This is a genomic window from Paenibacillus sp. Y5S-9, from assembly GCF_036894235.1.
GTDB lineage: Bacteria > Bacillota > Bacilli > Paenibacillales > Paenibacillaceae > Paenibacillus.
Map to the genome: position 1 here is coordinate 1,721,838 of NZ_CP145887.1, position 16,372 is coordinate 1,738,209.

General features: G+C 48.2%; 17 protein-coding genes and 1 pseudogene. 7 read left to right on the top strand and 11 right to left on the bottom strand.

Annotated elements, in window-relative coordinates; genetic code table 11:
* Positions 1–36: 36 nt before the first annotated feature.
* From V6669_RS07600 to V6669_RS07640, 9 genes and pseudogenes are all read right to left on the bottom strand, one after another.
* A complete protein-coding gene (locus V6669_RS07600; RefSeq protein ID WP_338592392.1) occupies positions 37–1,374 on the bottom strand; it encodes a DUF4179 domain-containing protein in 1,338 nt (445 codons plus the stop codon).
* Positions 1,371–1,886 carry a sigma-70 family RNA polymerase sigma factor gene (locus tag V6669_RS07605; RefSeq protein ID WP_307538784.1) on the bottom strand — a complete coding sequence of 172 codons (516 nt, stop codon included), beginning with the start codon at positions 1,884–1,886 and terminating at the stop codon, positions 1,371–1,373. Before V6669_RS07605 ends, V6669_RS07600 begins: the two co-directional genes overlap by 4 nt.
* A 400-nt stretch (positions 1,887–2,286) precedes the next feature.
* Entirely contained in the window at positions 2,287–2,814 is a 528-nt protein-coding gene (locus V6669_RS07610) for an ankyrin repeat domain-containing protein (RefSeq protein ID WP_338592398.1), read from the bottom strand.
* A gap of 33 nt (positions 2,815–2,847) precedes the next feature.
* On the bottom strand, positions 2,848–3,252 hold the full coding sequence (locus tag V6669_RS07615) for an NUDIX domain-containing protein (RefSeq protein WP_338594878.1): 405 nt from the start codon (positions 3,250–3,252) through the stop codon (positions 2,848–2,850).
* 210 nt (positions 3,253–3,462) lie between these two features.
* Positions 3,463–3,951, bottom strand: a pseudogene (locus V6669_RS07620) (GNAT family protein); the annotation flags it as partial.
* A 149-nt stretch (positions 3,952–4,100) separates the two neighbouring features.
* Complete coding sequence (gene flgB, locus V6669_RS07625; RefSeq protein ID WP_036610664.1) at positions 4,101–4,511, bottom strand: flagellar basal body rod protein FlgB; 411 nt, start codon at positions 4,509–4,511, stop codon at positions 4,101–4,103.
* Positions 4,512–4,694: 183 nt separating this feature from the next.
* Positions 4,695–5,510, bottom strand: a complete 816-nt coding sequence (gene speD / locus V6669_RS07630) for an adenosylmethionine decarboxylase (protein ID WP_036610662.1) — start codon at positions 5,508–5,510, stop codon at positions 4,695–4,697.
* A 157-nt stretch (positions 5,511–5,667) separates the two neighbouring features.
* Positions 5,668–6,246, bottom strand: coding sequence for a DUF1273 domain-containing protein (locus V6669_RS07635; protein ID WP_036669296.1), 579 nt, complete (start codon positions 6,244–6,246; stop codon positions 5,668–5,670).
* Between the two features lie 59 nt (positions 6,247–6,305).
* Positions 6,306–7,454: an RluA family pseudouridine synthase gene (locus tag V6669_RS07640; RefSeq protein WP_338592406.1), complete on the bottom strand. Its 1,149-nt coding sequence runs from the start codon at positions 7,452–7,454 to the stop codon at positions 6,306–6,308.
* 189 nt (positions 7,455–7,643) lie between these two features.
* Here V6669_RS07640 and V6669_RS07645 point away from each other — a divergent pair, with 189 nt between their 5' ends.
* Positions 7,644–8,051: a hypothetical protein gene (locus tag V6669_RS07645; RefSeq protein WP_338592408.1), complete on the top strand. Its 408-nt coding sequence runs from the start codon at positions 7,644–7,646 to the stop codon at positions 8,049–8,051.
* A gap of 219 nt (positions 8,052–8,270) precedes the next feature.
* On the opposite strand, the gene V6669_RS07650 is transcribed toward V6669_RS07645, so the two are convergent.
* On the bottom strand, positions 8,271–8,981 hold the full coding sequence (locus tag V6669_RS07650) for a GT-D fold domain-containing glycosyltransferase (protein ID WP_338592410.1): 711 nt from the start codon (positions 8,979–8,981) through the stop codon (positions 8,271–8,273).
* Between the two features lie 312 nt (positions 8,982–9,293).
* Here V6669_RS07650 and V6669_RS07655 point away from each other — a divergent pair, with 312 nt between their 5' ends.
* From V6669_RS07655 to V6669_RS07680, 6 genes are all read left to right on the top strand, one after another.
* Positions 9,294–9,983: a glycosyltransferase gene (locus V6669_RS07655; protein WP_338592412.1), complete on the top strand. Its 690-nt coding sequence runs from the start codon at positions 9,294–9,296 to the stop codon at positions 9,981–9,983.
* An 18-nt stretch (positions 9,984–10,001) separates the two neighbouring features.
* Positions 10,002–10,991, top strand: a complete 990-nt coding sequence (locus V6669_RS07660; protein ID WP_253506553.1) for an SDR family NAD(P)-dependent oxidoreductase — start codon at positions 10,002–10,004, stop codon at positions 10,989–10,991.
* A gap of 75 nt (positions 10,992–11,066) precedes the next feature.
* Positions 11,067–12,587 carry a nucleotide sugar dehydrogenase gene (locus V6669_RS07665; RefSeq protein ID WP_338592415.1) on the top strand — a complete coding sequence of 507 codons (1,521 nt, stop codon included), beginning with the start codon at positions 11,067–11,069 and terminating at the stop codon, positions 12,585–12,587.
* A complete protein-coding gene (locus V6669_RS07670; protein WP_338592417.1) occupies positions 12,574–13,320 on the top strand; it encodes a methyltransferase domain-containing protein in 747 nt (248 codons plus the stop codon). The genes V6669_RS07665 and V6669_RS07670 overlap by 14 nt, the downstream gene beginning before the upstream one ends.
* A 590-nt stretch (positions 13,321–13,910) precedes the next feature.
* Entirely contained in the window at positions 13,911–15,041 is a 1,131-nt protein-coding gene (locus V6669_RS07675; RefSeq protein ID WP_338592419.1) for a glycosyltransferase family 2 protein, read from the top strand.
* A 147-nt stretch (positions 15,042–15,188) separates the two neighbouring features.
* Complete coding sequence (locus V6669_RS07680) at positions 15,189–15,479, top strand: hypothetical protein (RefSeq protein ID WP_338592421.1); 291 nt, start codon at positions 15,189–15,191, stop codon at positions 15,477–15,479.
* Between the two features lie 357 nt (positions 15,480–15,836).
* On the opposite strand, the gene V6669_RS07685 is transcribed toward V6669_RS07680, so the two are convergent.
* Positions 15,837–16,361, bottom strand: coding sequence for a DUF5412 family protein (locus tag V6669_RS07685; protein ID WP_338592423.1), 525 nt, complete (start codon positions 16,359–16,361; stop codon positions 15,837–15,839).
* Between the last annotated feature and the right edge of the window lie 11 nt (positions 16,362–16,372).

Here is a 16,372-nt window from a genome sequence, read left to right on the forward strand (position 1 = left end):
GATTAATCCGATTATTGAAAGCACGTTGTGTTCAGATTAAGGATTCACAGGAATCTCCAATGAGAATGGTGACTTGATTTTCATCGGATAGGTGGATATGTTCATCTTCAATTCACCTTTTAACTTGGCTCCATTTTCGATAGTAGAAGAAACAATCGTATGACTATCATCCGTCCCTTCCCCACTACTCCAACTGGTTCCAGGAATCTCATATGACTTCCCTTCACTGTCTTTAACATTTTCGAAAGAGAGAACGAACCCACCTTGCATACTGCCAGCAACAGAGAAGTCAATAATTAAATCGTTGCCTTCAACCTTGCTGCCAACCATCTTCAATCCAGGAGGACCACCTGTAATCTGACGTGACTTCAGATCAAGTGAAAGATTCAGATCCTTTTTGTCCAATCCCGAGAAGCCAGATCCCTGTAAGGTCAGCTTTTTCGGTATGGAGAAGTACATGCTTTCGAAATAAATGGAACGTTCATCCCCACCTGTTGAGGTATCTGTTCTCCACGCGCGACCTTGCTCGTCGACCAGTTGAAGATCACTGAGGCCAAATACCTTCTTGGTATTTTTAGGATCAAAATTCACATCAAGCACAAGACGGGTTGGATACAGGGTAGCCTGTTTCACATCAATACGCTGCCCATCCACCGTTAATGTCTGATTCACGGGAATGACTTTTTTCATGCCTTTGGTAAGATTTTTGTCTACCGGGAATGTCAATTTCCACTCTTCAGCACTTGCTGTATCTCTGGACTTAAACACAACACTCAGCTCTTCAGGAGGAAGGGCTCCATCTGTGAAGATCACATCAATCATATCCTCATATACATTTTTGTCTGAAGCCGGTTTAGGTGAAGCATAACTAAATGCAACAGGAAGATCTTTTCCGTTCTCATCCAGCAAATCAATGTCATAATTGAATTTCTCGGAATCTTTCATGCCCTTCATCGTGTAAAAGATAACCATACGTGACTCGTCCGTGATAATGCCTTCAACGGTCACGGAAGCACCATCATGCTCGTCGGTGACACCGACCTGCTGTAAGAGGGACTTATCGATGGCCATCATTAATCCTTTGTCCTGACGAATCATACTCACAATGCCTTCCATGCCGGGCAATTGCTCCACCAAGGACGCAAAGGCGGGAGAGACACGGATACATCCGGTAAACAGCAGGATGAGGGCCGCTGCCGAGATGGAGCTCATATACCAGCGCAGCCTGGACTTGCGTTTGCGGGCCGCCTGGCGAATTCCCGCTTGCACAGCTTGGTAGGCGGCAGTATCCGGTACAGGCATGGTTTCGTATTCTGTTTTGCGAGCATTCAGCCGTTCCTCCAATGCGTCAAATGATCTTTGTTCATCCGTCATGAGGATGCATCTCCTTTCGTTTCAAGTTGATCACGGAGCTGTCCGAGTGCCCGATGTAATCGGGATTTTACGGTTCCGGTCGGGATTTCGAGAATATCGGCAACTTCAGTTAAGGAGAAACCTTCGAAATAACTCAGAATAATAATCTGTTTGCAATCCCGGTCAAGAGTGGATACGGCAGCAGCAAGATCGGGGTCCGCAGGACGATCCCAACTGCTGGATTCATGAATCTCGGTGACGGGACTGAACCGACTTTTGCGTTTGCGTTCGTCCGCACAGTAGTTGAGCAGAATGCGGATGAGCCAAGTGCCAAAGTAGGAGGGCTCTTTTAATTTTTTGAGTTTATGGAAGGCCCTAAACGTTGATTCCTGAATCGCTTCGAGCGCATCACCTTCGTTATGCAGGTAGGCATAGGCGATACGGTACAGTTGGCTCTGATGTAATTCCATTAAGGCTGCAAAAGCCTCGGCATCCCCTTTTTGTGCGGCTATGGTGAGCTGAGTAGGGGTCACATGGCTCCTCCTTTCATGGATATGTTGAGTATTAGACCGTGTAAGGCATCAAACGGTTCTTATTTTCTAAAAAATATAATGTATCGGGATTTCTATAGAAGTTGAACGAAGTATTTACATGAGAACGTAGAGGACAGAAATAACGTGAAGAAGCGGAGTGTTCGCCTTTATCGCCAGATTTTTACCTTTGTAAAAGTGAATTAAAAAATCTGGGGATAACAGCGATCGGAAGGTTGTTCTGTCATCGGAGTGGCAAGTGTAAATATTCTTTAGCTCAACTTATATAGCTTCTCACCGATAGAGGTATGTAATCGGACAACAAATAACCGTCAGACCTTCTCTTTGTACTCCAAAAAGAGTCCTGACGGTTATTCGCGGTATTGCTTACGCTATCCAATCATTATTGCTGATGCGCTGTAATGGCTGCTCGTAGATATGAAGCTGTAGACGTGTTACCACGTTCAAGTGAAATATCCAGTGCGGTCTGGCCCGCTGAGTTCAGCACGTTTGGATCAGCTCCATGCTGAAGTAACATCTCGATAAGTTCGATCTGATCCGTATGAAATGCTGCGGAGTGCAACGCATATTGTCCATCGCTGTCCAGAATACCCGTGGATGCCCCATGTTCGAGCAAAAGTTGGATAACTTCTGGTGAACGTTCTCCCGCAAGCGCGGCATATAGTGCAGTATTGGACGGGATAAAGGAAATCTTGGAATGAGAAAGGTTGTTAACATCTGCTCCATGCTCCAGAAGAAGACGAACTGCTCCTGCTTGTCCATAATGAGAGGCATATCCCAGCGGAGTTAACCCGTCCTGATTTTCAGTATTGGTGAGTTCCGGGTGAGAAGTGAGCAGTAATTGCAGGTTGGCCAAATCTCCAGACTGAGCAGCCTGAAATAGTTGATTCATCTGTTCTGCATGTTTCATAAGGAATACCTCCATCTGATGGAATATTAGAATTTACAGGGATTCATTGTATAACTTCTTCACAGCTTCCAGCCCAGGTACCGCAAAGCAGGCGAGTGGAGAGGGCAGATCATGGAGTGGGAACCAGCCGATCTCACCAATGGCTCCGCCTTCTTCCAGATTACGAGCATGGCCGCCAATCACCTTGGTGGAATAGAGCACGGATATCCAATGTTCCTTCTGTTGTGGCTGGATCGTCTCCGCCGTACAGAGCAGACTGTCAATGGTGATATCCAGATTCACTTCCTCCTTGATTTCACGGATGACGGCAGTCTCCAGTGATTCATAGGGATCGACTTTCCCGCCAGGAATACTCCAGGTGTGCTGTTCGGGCTGGCGATTTCGCCAAGCGAGAAGCACTTCGCCCCGTTCATTCAGGATGACCGCACCTACGCCGATGCGAGGTGAAATTTCAGATTCACCTTTTGGAACAGAACTTAATTCCGACAGGGACAGCGCAGCTTGTTCGTTCCCATTACGTTGTGAGAAACCACCCGCGTCCATATCCCCAGATTGAGGAGTGTGAGTAGACTGGAATGACAATGGAAGCCCAGACTGTGCCGACCATTCTTCGGCAAGGATACTCATCGAGATCAGGTCATAATGCATGCCATCCCGCAAAACTGCTGAACGCTGGCGACCCTCTTCCCGGAATCCGACTTTTAGGTACGCACGTCTCGCGGCTTCATTGTATTCAATGACTTCCAGCGCAATCCGGTTCAGGTTCAATTCGTGGAAGCCATATCGAAGAATCAGAGCTAAGGCATCGCTGCCGTATCCTTTACCCCGATCATTTTCTTCGCCGATACCAATGGCCAGACGAGCGGAGCGATTGTTCCATTCAATCCGGTAGAGGGCTGTGAATCCAATGAATCGGTTACCCTCCAGTGTACGTAATGCAAATTCAAATCCGTTGTCTCGGCGGACAGAGGAGGACCCTGTCTCATCCGGCGTTAACGGGATCGCGATATCGGTATCCATGTTGCGCAAATATTCATAATCGTCTGTGAATCGGGAGAGACGCATGCAATCTTCCGGGCATGGGGCCGCTAATCTGACTTTGGATCCTTGAAAACCATTTAAATGACGTGGAGCCATGTTGCACCTCTTTTGTTCGATATGAAATCAATCGTTTCTCCCCATTATACTACGAACAGGAGCGGATACCGAAAATTGGCACAAAACGAGCTACACTCAGGGGAAAAAATCATAAAAAAAAGCAGCCATCGCGGGCTGCTGTACATTCATTATTTCAGATCATTCAATAAATTTTTCATTTTTTTGTAGTGTCCACTGACCCGATCAACCATGTAGTTATACATGAGCTGATTCTCCGAAAGATTAGCCATTTCCTTGTCAATGTCAACGTTATTGTTGTTATTGTTCATGGCTGTTTCGTTGTTCTCGACAATTCGGTACTGTACGATGGAAGAATTGGGATCACTGATAGGGAAGTGTTTGTCATGAGTCCGCTTCATGGCGAGCTGATCTGTTTTTCCATTTTCAACGATACGTCTCAGCTCTTCCTGAAACTCTACCGTTTTCTTTTTGTAGTTGGGCGTGTCTGCATTGGCAATGTTATTGGTAATGGCATTGTGTTGTGCAGTAAGCGCTTGTAACAGTGATTCGTTACGTCTTGTTGTATTCGTTTCGATCACGGGCTCAGTCTCCTTCACTGTAGATTGTACAGTTACTTCTATAATAAGAAATAAAGTTGCGCACTGTCAACATAACAAAGAAAAAGACAAGCACATGCCGGAGGTCCCCCGAAAAGAAGAACCCTGCCTTCATGAAATCTTGTCTTAGATTTTGCCCTAATGGATCAGCGTTGAACAACCTCTTTAAGAGGGACGATTAATATTTTTGCCGTAATAGATCTCGTCCATCTCCAGCTTCAGCCACTCCGTAATCTCCTGTTGTTCCTTCTTGCTCAGCTTATCCTTGGTATATCCAAACAGATAATTGTCGAGATCGAATTCCCTCAGTTTACACTTGGTATGAAAAATGTTCTCCTGATAGACGTTCACGTCAATCATGTCAAAGCTGCTCTTGATCTCATCCGGAATATAATTCTGAATCGAGCCGATCTCATGGTCAATGAACAGCTTGCGTCCGCTCGTATCCCGCGTAAAACCACGCACCCTGTAATCCATCGTCATAATGTCCGTATCAAAGGAGTGGATCAGATAATTCAGTGCCTTAAGCGGTGAGATCTCACCGCAGGTGGAGACATCAATGTCCGCACGGAAGGTACTGATACCTTCACTAGGATGAAACTCAGGGTAGGTGTGCACAGTGATATGGCTTTTATCCAGCTGCATAACAACGTTATCGGGCAGAGGGCCGGGAGATTCATCTAGTGATTCTTCGGGGATCTCCACAATCGGACCTTCCGAGACAAGCATCGTAACACTCGCACCTTGAGGCACGTAATCCTGCTGAGCGACATTCAGCACGTGGGCTCCGATGATGTCGGAGACGTTGTTCAGAATTTTGCTCAGCCGGGCGGCGTTATACTGTTCATCAATATATTCAATGTAAGCTTCGCGTTCGTCTTTGGTTTTGGTATAACAGATATCGTACATATTAAAGCTCAATGACTTGGTCAGGTTGTTAAATCCATGCAGTTGAATGCGCTGCTCTGGCGTAATTGTCATGGTTGCAGTTCCCCTTATCCCATACGACATATCATCGCAGTTATAATACTACTTATACCCAACCTGCCTCGAAAAAAAACATATGTACGTCATTCGAAATACGATTCCCCTCTGGTGAAAGCTATGTATGAATAAACTCCAGATGATCTACATTTTTTCAGAATGAAGAATCGTCAAAGTCTATAACATCGTTCATGCGCTCATCCTCAGCTACAGATTGAATATCCTCTGAAGTGACACTGATGATTGTATAGTCCTCGTTCTGCTGTTTCTTCACGGCTTTTTCCTTCACAAAACGGGGACTGCCTTCTCCGGCATCTTCGTCATAAACGAGCAGAAGACCGTCGCTTTTACGCAGCAACAGGTCATCCCGTGCAGTGAACTGCCACGGCCCGATATAAGGTTGATTGCTAATCGCACCGTAATAGTCCACACCCGAGAGGATGGAACGGTAATACTCCTGCTTGTCTTCTTTCCATTGCTCCTCCGGGTTCTGAAAGGCAGTGATGATCGACAGCTTCAGATGTGGATACGTCTTCTTCAGATCAATGACCACTTCGCAGGCCCATAGGTCCACACCGTATTGTCCCGGCGTCAGCACCCATTCCAGACCATCCTCGACAAGAGGTGTGAGACGGGAGGAGATGGCTTTTTTGATAAAAGGAATACCTTCATGTTTCTGTCCAAAAATCTGCAATTCATGTGCGCGGTAACCGGTAATTAACAGGTTTTTCAGTGTCCGTTCCTCCTTTCAGGCATGATCAATCGATCAGTCGATTCTATATAACGATGCAGTTATTTCGCAGGTGGAGTTTCTGCACGGAACGGATACAGGAATGGCTTCGGAATATCTGTTTCGAATGACATTAACTCATCCGTTGTGGGGTGGATAAACGAGAGTACACGTGCATGAAGTCCGAGACGGCCAAGATCTCTTGTGCGTGCGCCGTATTTTCTGTCACCGGCAATCGGATGTCCGAGATCTTCCATATGCACACGAATCTGATTTTTACGCCCTGTCTCCAGACGCACTTCCAGCAAGGAGAACTCACGGTTCGACTTCAGACGTTTGTAATGTGTAATGGCATGTTGTCCATTATTCGGACGAGAGCTGGAGTACATTTTCAGCGTTTTGGTTTCCTTCAACCAGGAGGAGATGGTGCCTTCTTCTTTAGCTACTGAACCTTCAACAAGAGCAACGTAGACGCGGTCCTGCACATTTTCCTTCCAGTTGTTTTGCAGCTTCTGCTGTACCTCTTCACTTTTGGCAAACATCATGACACCCGACGTATCCCGATCCAGACGATGGACAACAAAGATCCGGTTGAGCGGATTAGTACGGCGCACATGCTCTGTCAGTTGGCGATAAGCCGTCAGGTCATCTGTCTTGTCAGCGGCAATGGACAATAGTCCGGCTTCCTTGCGGATCACAATGATATCATCGTCTTCATGCAAAATGTTAATGCCTGTCAAGGATGGAGCAGCGACTGCACCTTCTTTTCTAATATATACAATCTGACCTGGCGTCAGCGCTTCATTAAACTTGGTTACGACCTTCTGATCCACGGATACCTGTCCACGACCCAGAATGGATTTTACTGCATTCCGTCCCGATTTCAGATGTTGCAGCAAGAAATTTAGCAATTCATCCGGTTCCGTTACTTTGTACTGGCGTGGTGGTTCCTGCTTGCGATAATAGGAATTACCCGGCCGTTTGGATGCACTGGCATTTTTGGATTTGTTACCTCCAGCTTTCTTCGGTGCGGCCGAGGATTTGGCAGCCAGTGGTTTCTTATTTTCCTCCGTATTGCGTGATGCGGAAGCTCCTGATGATTTTGCAGATGAGAAGTTGGACTTGCCGGAACGTGCTGTAGATGAACCTGCGTATGTTTTTCCCTTGGCCGAGGCCGATGTTTTTCCTGTTGGACGTTTGCGTTTATTCATGAATAATATTCTCCTTCTGAACAGCCTGTACCGCTTGTGTGCATACGATCCGTTCATTTCGTTATGCAGTTCAATATACCACTAACAGTCGACAAATAAAAATAGGTTCATGGAATCTGCTATACATCCAATCCGAAGAGTTGTGAGATTCATAGGATATGTTATCCCATAGCATTGGAGGTGTTACTCATGGGCGTGTTTCTCGATATGAGAACTTCGATGAACTCGGCAACCGTAGGACAGCCCGGTTTATCTCTAAGTCCATCCCCGGAAGCATTCGGCGCAATTGGTCTTCAGACCCAGGGTGTGGCGAATCCTATTATTACGTTGAACGGGACAGTAGGTGTTACGGGAGAACTGGGAGATACCTTTGTTGTGGAGCTGGTACGGGGATTCCTATATGATCCTTTCTATGTGATCTACCGTGCTGAAGGTACGATTGGACAGAATGGCGGCGCCGAATTTCATTCGTTCACTGCTCAGGATCTGTCTGCACCACCAGCATTGGAAAGTGTGTATACTTCGTTCATCTCGGGCGTGTCCACAGCAGTAAGAACCGGGCCGGAGATGTTATACGGTATTGCAGCTACCAGCTAGTTATGAAGGACGTAGATGTGAATAAGCAGAGTGCTTCATCATCGCTTCTGTTGACGGCAGAGTTCGCTTCATACCCCAGAAACGCAAGACAATGCAGCGATAGGTTTCGACTAGCGCTCAGCAAGAAACCCCCGGCTTAAGAAGTCGGGGGTTTTTGCCGTACAAGCATCTGCACGTTTCAATACAACTCACGAATCTACAGTTTGGAGCTGTCCAGGATCAGTTGGCACGGCCTTTCAGAATGATGTTGTTGGCTTTGCCAAAGTCAATGGCAACTTTGCCTGCGAGTGCAGCTGTTCGCTCCGCAAGGATAACCGCATTGACGCCACAGGAGAAGAGAGCAACATCGAAGGTATGTTGATTATTCTGAATCCAGTGGAGCGTTTCATCCATCTGATCATAACTGTCGAAGGGCAGGGCAGTCACAATGTTCAGATTATACGGCTCACGTTCGAGCATGACACGCAGAGCCTCAATCTCACGAGTAACGAGTAACACACGCTTGCCTGCAAGCATCTGCCAGAAACGCAGGTTCTGCGCCAGTTCCCGATTGACACAGGCATGACAAGTCATCGGAGGAGAGATGCCAAAGTGTGCAAATACCATATCGGTCAGGGGTCTTTTGAGATAATCCGGAGCCTTAATGGTACTGTCACCGCGAGGTAGAATGCCTACGATATCGGCACGTTGCAAGGAAGCGGCGACTTCATCCCGGAGTTTCGGGTTGGGCAGACGAAGTCCCTTTTGCCCTAAGTTGGCTTTCTTGGCCCAACGCTCCTGAAGGACCTGTTCCGTGGGCCATACGGTTTCTTGAGACATGACGATATTCTCGCCATCACCGACTCTTACAAGAGACAGCGGTCGGTGTTCCAGAAGTGCCACTTCGAGCTGATCAAGCACACCTTCCATTTCAAGATAGATCGAATTCATTCGATGGGTTGCCTCCTTTGAAAATTGAACTGTTCTATTCTATGTTGCGACTACAGTAACGATATGTACGTTCGACCCGAAGGGCGCCATCTTTGGTTGTATATCAATCTATTTATAGGAAAGTTAGTACATCTGTCGGTACCGCTTCTATCAACGTTTCATACGTTATAGAGTGCTGGATTCACAAGCGAGATGTGACTTGTAAACGATCAGATAGATACAAGATGGTCTTGGTAGGAAGAGGGCATCAAAACTATGAAAACAGTCTGTATCCGACAAACGGAACTTGCAGCGTACATGAGGAGGAGTGTTATGTCCAGGAAAGTTGTGATTGAGATTAACTTTAACAATTACGGGATGGACCCGCAGCGATTGACGCGGGAGTGGCTGGAGCGTCGGATGGGCATTTTCCGCACGTTCACATTGCATTGCCTGAAGGCGCAGACGAATCAGGATTTCCTCACAGTGGTGAAGTTGTCCAAGGAATCGGGGGAAATAATGCAGGAGATTCTGGCGGATCAGGATCCACTTCCTTCCAATATTCGTTTTGGAACCAATATCGAGAGTGTGCGTGCCATTTTGGCGTTTGCCAAAGGTACGGAGCAGCTATATATTGCCCGTCTGGATTCGGATGATCTGTATCATAAAACCTTTGTTCAACAGCTCTACGATATTCAACCACAGCCGCAGACGATGGCATTGATTAACCAGAACGGATATCTGTGGGACAGTGTGAATAACGAGATGGCCCCGGCGTTTCACCGTTCTCCGCAATTCTATGTCTACTTATATCAGACAGCCGAATACGCAGCAGGATACCGCGTCAAGCTTCCGGGCAGAGGTACACATGGCAATGTCATTGAACTGCCGCACGAGCTGCTTGCTCCGCGCAATTATGTCAACATCGTACATTCGAGCAATACTTCAACCAAAAAGGTACCGCCCAAAGACCGGTTAAGCCGGGATGAGATGGCACAGGTACTACGCGAATTCATGATCTGATCAGGGAGGGATTCATCCATGATTCAAGGACAAACAATTCTGATCACTGGAGGAACGGGCTCCTGGGGTCAAAAGCTGACTGAGGTGCTGCTGGAGCAAAACCCGGCTGAGATTCGCCTTCTGTCACGTAATGAATACGCCCAGATTGCGATGCAGCGAGAGTTCAACCATGATCCGCGTCTACGATTCATCATTGGGGATATCCGCGATTATCGGGCAGTGGAAGATGCATGCAGAGGTGTGGATGTGCTCTTCCATCTGGCTGCGCTGAAGCATGTTCCGGTCTGCGAGGACCAGCCGGATGAAGCGTTCAAGACCAATGTGATTGGGACGCAGAATATTATTCGGGCTGCAATACGTATGCAGGTTGCCAAAGTCATCGATGTGTCCACCGATAAGGCGGTAGATCCGATTAACGTGTATGGCATGACAAAGGCCTTGGGTGAAAAAATGATGATCCGTGCCAACTGGCTAAGTGAAGGTACCCGATTTGTCTGTATTCGTGGGGGCAATGTGCTTGGAACCAGCGGCAGTGTCGTGCCCCTGTTCCGTCGTCAGATCGATGAAGGCAAAAGCCCGACCATTACGGATATAGGCATGACCCGTTTTTTCCTGACGCGTACCGAAGCTATACATTTACTGCTTAAGGCGGCTGAGGCGGCCGTGGGTGGAGAGACTTTTGTGATGAAAATGAAAGCTTGCAAGATGACGGAACTTGCATCCGTCATGTTGGAACAGGCAGGTCGTCCATCCTTCGATTATAAGGTGACGGGAATACGTCCAGGCGAGAAATTACATGAAGTTCTGATCTCGCCCTATGAAGCGCCGCGTACGTACCAATACGATGCGCAGTATTATGTGATCCTGCCGGAGCACAAGGACAAGAGCCTGACGGATCAGTACAGCAGTCTGCCTCGTGTGAACTTCTCCGAGTATCGCTCGGACAGTGCCATGATGAACAAACCAGCGATTGCCCGGTTTTTGCGTGCAGGGGGCTATATCGATTAGGGTGTGTCTCAAAACTCGTTCGGAGTTCTCAGACACGCCCACCGAAGGGAGGCGGAGCGTTTGGAGGTGGAAGGAATGGAAGAAAATTATCAGCACAACCAGCACGAAGGAAATGAAGCGTTACAGCAACGTAGCCTAATACAACATATTAATGACCGCTCCCTAAAAGCTGTTGTCATCGGTCTAGGCTATGTTGGTTTACCCATGGCCGTAGAGATGGCACAGGCTGGTTATCAAGTCCACGGGATTGACATCGATACTTCGAAGGTAGCTAAGCTGGGTGCCGGGCATTCGTATGTCATCGGCATAGAAGATAATGTTGTGCAATCGCTTATGCAGGCTGGGTTATTCAAGGCAAGTGCTGATTATGCAGCTGTGGCGCAGGCAAATGTCATTGTAATCTGTGTGCCTACCCCACTGACTGCCGAGCATCAACCGGATATCTCGTATATCTCGGCGGCGGTGGATGGCATGACTCCGTATTTGCAGGAAGGCAGCCTGGTTATTCTGGAAAGTACGACCTATCCGGGCACAACGGAGGAACGCGTGAAACAACCGATTGAAGCGGTAAACGGCTGGCGAGCTGGAGAACAGTTCTACGTCTGTTATTCTCCCGAGCGGGTAGATCCGGGCAGTGTGCATTATGGTGTGAAAAATACCCCAAAGATTATTGGCGGTTCCACACCTGCTTGTCTGAATTATGGTAAACAGTTCTACGGCTCGTTCCTCAACGAAGTTGTTCCGGTCAGTTCAACAACGGTAGCGGAGACGGCAAAGCTGTTCGAAAATACATTTCGCAGTGTAAATATTGCACTGGTGAATGAGCTGACTCCAGCCTGTGAACAGATGGGGGTAAACATCTGGGAAGTACTGAATGCGGCGGCAACCAAGCCATTTGGTTATATGCCATTCTATCCCGGTCCCGGCATCGGTGGGCACTGTATCCCAATCGATCCGATCTATCTGTCCTGGGCTGCAAATCGTCAGGGATCGGAGCTGCAATTCATTCAGCTGGCAGATGCAACCAATCGGCAAATGCCAGAGAGAGTGGTGAAGCGTGCTACGGAGCTGCTGGAGCAGAAGGGTGCATCTGTGCGGGGAGCACGTGTTGTACTCGCAGGTATGGCTTACAAAAAAGACATTGACGACCTGCGCGAGTCACCAGCGCTGGATGTCTTCCGGTTGCTGAGCGCAGCGGGCGCAGATGTGGTTTTCACCGATCCAATGGTGCCTGTCTTCCGTAAGGATGATGGTACAGTGTTGCACGCTAGTCCGGCGGTGCCGGAATTGTGGACAGGAGCTGATCTGGTGATCATCACCACGGATCATTCGGGATTCGATTATCAGGAGATGGCAGATCATGCAAAGCTAATTTTTGATACACGCAATGCAACGGCCGGATGCCACGGGGGAAATATTGTGGTACTGGGTCAGCCTGTACGGCATGAGGCCAAGAGAGTTTACGAGCAACAGGAACCAGTAGAAGGGTCCGGGCAAAAAGAGGAAGTCAAGGTGGCAGTCGAGGGCGCCGTAACTCGTCGTGAAGCTGCGATCGATCCAGACGAGGATCAGGGAGATGCCCATGGCAAATCATGATCGTGTAAGCGAACGCTATTACGGCGAGATTAATTCGGAAGATTCTCATGAAGCGACGAGAACGCGTATCCACTGGATGTGTCGTGAGGCAACAGGCAAACGCATCCTGGATGTCGGGTGCAGTCAGGGCATTACGTCCATTCTGCTGGCACGTGAAGGATTTCGTGTCACTGGCATTGATCTGGAAGAAGAAAGTGTCCGATATGCGCAAGCTGAGCTTGCCAAAGAGTCTAGGCCAGTTAGGAACAATGTGGATTTTCGAATGTTGGATATTACGCAATGGAAAGTAAGGACGATCTTTGATACGGTGCTGCTTGGAGAAGTGCTGGAGCATTTTGCTCATCCGGAGACGTTGTTGATCCAGATTCATCGGCTGTTGCAGGAAGATGGGACGCTGGTTGTAACCGTGCCGTATGGGTATCACCCGTTCTATGACCATAAGCAGACCTTCTATGCGGGAAGTCTGGCGATAACCCTGATGCCGTATTTTGAAGTCTTGAAACTCGAAGTTCATCATAAATATCTATGTTGCGTGGCCCGCAAACGTCGGAGTACACAACTGCATATGTCACCGACTTTGGATCAACTGTTGGAGTGGATGGAGCTGGATCATGTCCATTTTGCCGAGGTGGAACATCAGCACCTCCGTGTAATGAAGCAGCGCAAGAAGGCACTGGACAGTGCAGTGGAGCAGGTGAAACGGCTTCGCAGTCAGGGGAGTAGTGAAGGGTAGCAGTGTTGTTTAGTATGACGACAGAACTATTCTATGTTCTAACGAATCTCACACGCCTTATTTTGATGATTTTGGAGAGATGAGAAATGTAACGAATCTCAGCGACGCTATTTCATCTGAAAGCTGCGATAAACGACGAATGGATGCCAATAATGCGAGAATAACGGGTCTCAGATTCGTTACATTTTTCAAGTGGCTAAAATGCGCCAAATAGCGTCACCTCAGTTCGTTAGCCACGGTGAAAATGATATGAATTCCGTGACCAATACCACATACCAAACAAATTGGAATAAACATTTACACGAAACGGAGAAGAGAAAAAGAATCTCAAGAAGCGGAGCTAAAAGCGTTCTGAATGAAAGCTGTATCGGAAGCATATGTTTCGCCTTTATCCCCGGATTTACCCTTTATAAAAGGAATCAAAAAATTGGGGATAACAACGATCGGAAAGTTTCTGTCATCGGAGTGTCCAATGTAAATATCTTTTAGTTCAACTTACGATAGTACTTTGTTCGAAGTATTTAACCAACGAAAGAACAAATCCGTTATGAAATTTCGCAATACGCGTACGACAGGAAGGGGCTCAAAACGTGATCACCATCAGTCTGTGCATGATTGTGAAGAACGAGGAACACACGCTGGCGCGCTGTCTGGACTCGGTTGCCGGCATCACGGACGAGATCGTCATTGTGGATACTGGTTCATCGGATCGTACGATGGACATCGCTGCGCAGTATACCAACCAGGTCTATACGTATGAATGGAAGGATGACTTTGCCGCAGCGCGGAATGAGTCATTCGCCAAAGCCACGCAGGAGTATATCCTGTGGCTGGATGCGGATGATGTGTTGCTGCCCGCGGAACGGGCGAAGCTTGCGGTGTTGAAGCAGCAGTTGCCGTCGGAGGGGGAGACGGCAGCTGTGATCTTGAACTATACGCTGGCCGAGGGGGCTGAGGGAAGTCCACTTGTGACGGACCGACGCCTTCGTCTGGTCAAGCGGGATGCCGAGTGCCGCTGGCATGGCTGGCTGCACGAGCAGCTCAGCTTTCCGCGGGGCGAGGTCATTACGGCAGACATTGCCGTTACGCACCGCCGCGAAGCGGGACATCATTCGGCGCGAAACGTGCGCATTCTGCGCAAATGGATCGCCGAAGAGGGCGTAGCCCAAGGTCGCCTGCTATTTTATTATGCAGGCGAATGTTATGACCGCCAGCGTTATGCGGCGGCGGCACGCGGGTACGCGAAGCTGCTGGAGCAGCCAAGCGGTTACCGCGAGGATCGCCTGATTGCCTGCGCGCGGCTGGCGGAATGTTATGAACGACTGGGTGAGCCGGGCCGTAAGCTCGGCGCATTGCTGCAGTCGTTCCAGTATGATCTGCCACATGCCGACTTCTGCTGTGCCATTGCGGCCTGTTTCCATGAGCGGCAGGAACCCGTCTCGGCGATCTACTGGTATATGCAGGCGGTAGACGTGAGCAGCCGTGATCCGGGACTGCGCCCGGTACCTGTGGCCTGCCGTACTTGGCTGCCACATGCTCGTTTATCCCTTTGTTATGCTCATCTGGGCAACTGGGAGCACGCATTGATGCATAACACCAAAGCCCGTGAGTACTTACCTAACGATCCCGGATTGCTTGCCAATCGGCAGAAGCTCGAAGTGGTGGTACGCAAAGAGATGAAAGAGCGGGAAGAACGTGGTGAAGTGTCACCTCGTAAGTAGGTAGATGAAGTGGGACAGATGAGGACAAACGAGTTTGAAGCGGGAGTAGAGATAGAGAAGATAGATTGAAGCAGAAGTGAAACAACAACAAAAACTAATCCGTTCTGGTAGGATGCGATAGGGCGGATCAGTGAAAATAAGGGTTGAGTGGAAATAGAGTGTAAGGCACAATTGCGAGCAGAAGCAGAAGCAGAAGCAGAAGCAGAAGCAGAAGCAGAAGCAGAAGCAGAAGCAGAAGCAGAAGCAGAAGCAGAAGCAGAAGCAGAAGCAGAAGCAGAAGCAGAAGCAGAAGCAGAAGCAGAAGCAGAAGCAGAAGCAGAAGCAGAAGCAGAAGCAGAAGCAGAAGCAGAAGCAGAAGCAGAAGCAGAAGCAGAAGCAGAAGCAGAAGCAGAAGCAGAAGCAGAAGCAGAAGCAGAAGCAGAAGCAGAAGAGGATTAAGAGGATTAAGAGGTAGAATAGATATGATTAATTATAATGCTGCCATGTGTTTTAAGTACGATAGATACGAAGTTATGAGTGAACAAGCATATCAGACCACAAATAAAGTATAAGTAAATAAACGATAACTTGTAGAACAAGAGCAGCCCCGCTTAACCGAAAGAGTCGGTGAGTGGGGCTTTTAATGCTTCTCGTGCCGCGTGTATCTCCTACCATGGTGTAATAAAAGTAGGCATGTGGCGAAAATTTCACAAGGCTTACAGAGCGTTGGAACTTCTGACATGCGGTGCAGTGAGGATTACGCATCAAGATGAGATCTCGAGTGTTAAAGGCCATCATATTGGCGGCTAAGTTGCTTTACTTTTCGGGTGCCGGGCATCGCACAGACTGGTCTTTCATTCGTATGCTTTTGCACGCCCAGCCCCATCCATCATATATTTCGTCATCGATGTTGAGAGTAATGGTCTCATCCGTGTATTCATTCCAGTTTTCAATCCGGAGTGTGTTTTCACTTTCCCATTCGAGATGGTTATTTCCGTGGTGATTGGCACGATAGATCGTTTTTACCGTGGCGTCCTCAGGGGCATTTGTCTTCTTTACATCGACCCAGATCGTAACCCCACCTGCGGCACCACCATAGGGCACGCCGTAAATCTCGGCAGTATACTCGCCATTCCTTGAAGGCATGGAATAACTCAATTCCCCCAGCTCGGAACGGTCGAACGTAGAGAAATAAGGACGGAGCCAGAAATACAGGAATACAGCGGCAAACAGTACAAGAATCAACAATGTTAATGTAGTGAGAATAGGGTGTCTACTTATCCAAGGTTTGCGAGAATTTGTATTGGATGAACTTGAATTAGCTTGAGTATTTGAGTCCATAAGCATCTAAC

Excerpts from the sequence above, each read along its gene's own strand:
- V6669_RS07600 (WP_338592392.1), bottom strand. The coding sequence starts at position 1,374 with ATGACGGATGAACAAAGATCATTTGACGCATTGGAGGAACGGCTGAAT.
- V6669_RS07610 (WP_338592398.1), bottom strand. The coding sequence starts at position 2,814 with ATGAAACATGCAGAACAGATGAATCAACTATTTCAGGCTGCTCAGTCT.
- speD (WP_036610662.1), bottom strand. The coding sequence starts at position 5,510 with ATGACAATTACGCCAGAGCAGCGCATTCAACTGCATGGATTTAACAAC.
- V6669_RS07640 (WP_338592406.1), bottom strand. The coding sequence starts at position 7,454 with ATGAATAAACGCAAACGTCCAACAGGAAAAACATCGGCCTCGGCCAAG.
- V6669_RS07645 (WP_338592408.1), top strand. The coding sequence starts at position 7,644 with ATGGGCGTGTTTCTCGATATGAGAACTTCGATGAACTCGGCAACCGTA.
- V6669_RS07650 (WP_338592410.1), bottom strand. The coding sequence starts at position 8,981 with ATGAATTCGATCTATCTTGAAATGGAAGGTGTGCTTGATCAGCTCGAA.
- V6669_RS07655 (WP_338592412.1), top strand. The coding sequence starts at position 9,294 with ATGTCCAGGAAAGTTGTGATTGAGATTAACTTTAACAATTACGGGATG.
- V6669_RS07660 (WP_253506553.1), top strand. The coding sequence starts at position 10,002 with ATGATTCAAGGACAAACAATTCTGATCACTGGAGGAACGGGCTCCTGG.
- V6669_RS07665 (WP_338592415.1), top strand. The coding sequence starts at position 11,067 with ATGGAAGAAAATTATCAGCACAACCAGCACGAAGGAAATGAAGCGTTA.
- V6669_RS07670 (WP_338592417.1), top strand. The coding sequence starts at position 12,574 with ATGGCAAATCATGATCGTGTAAGCGAACGCTATTACGGCGAGATTAAT.
- V6669_RS07685 (WP_338592423.1), bottom strand. The coding sequence starts at position 16,361 with ATGGACTCAAATACTCAAGCTAATTCAAGTTCATCCAATACAAATTCT.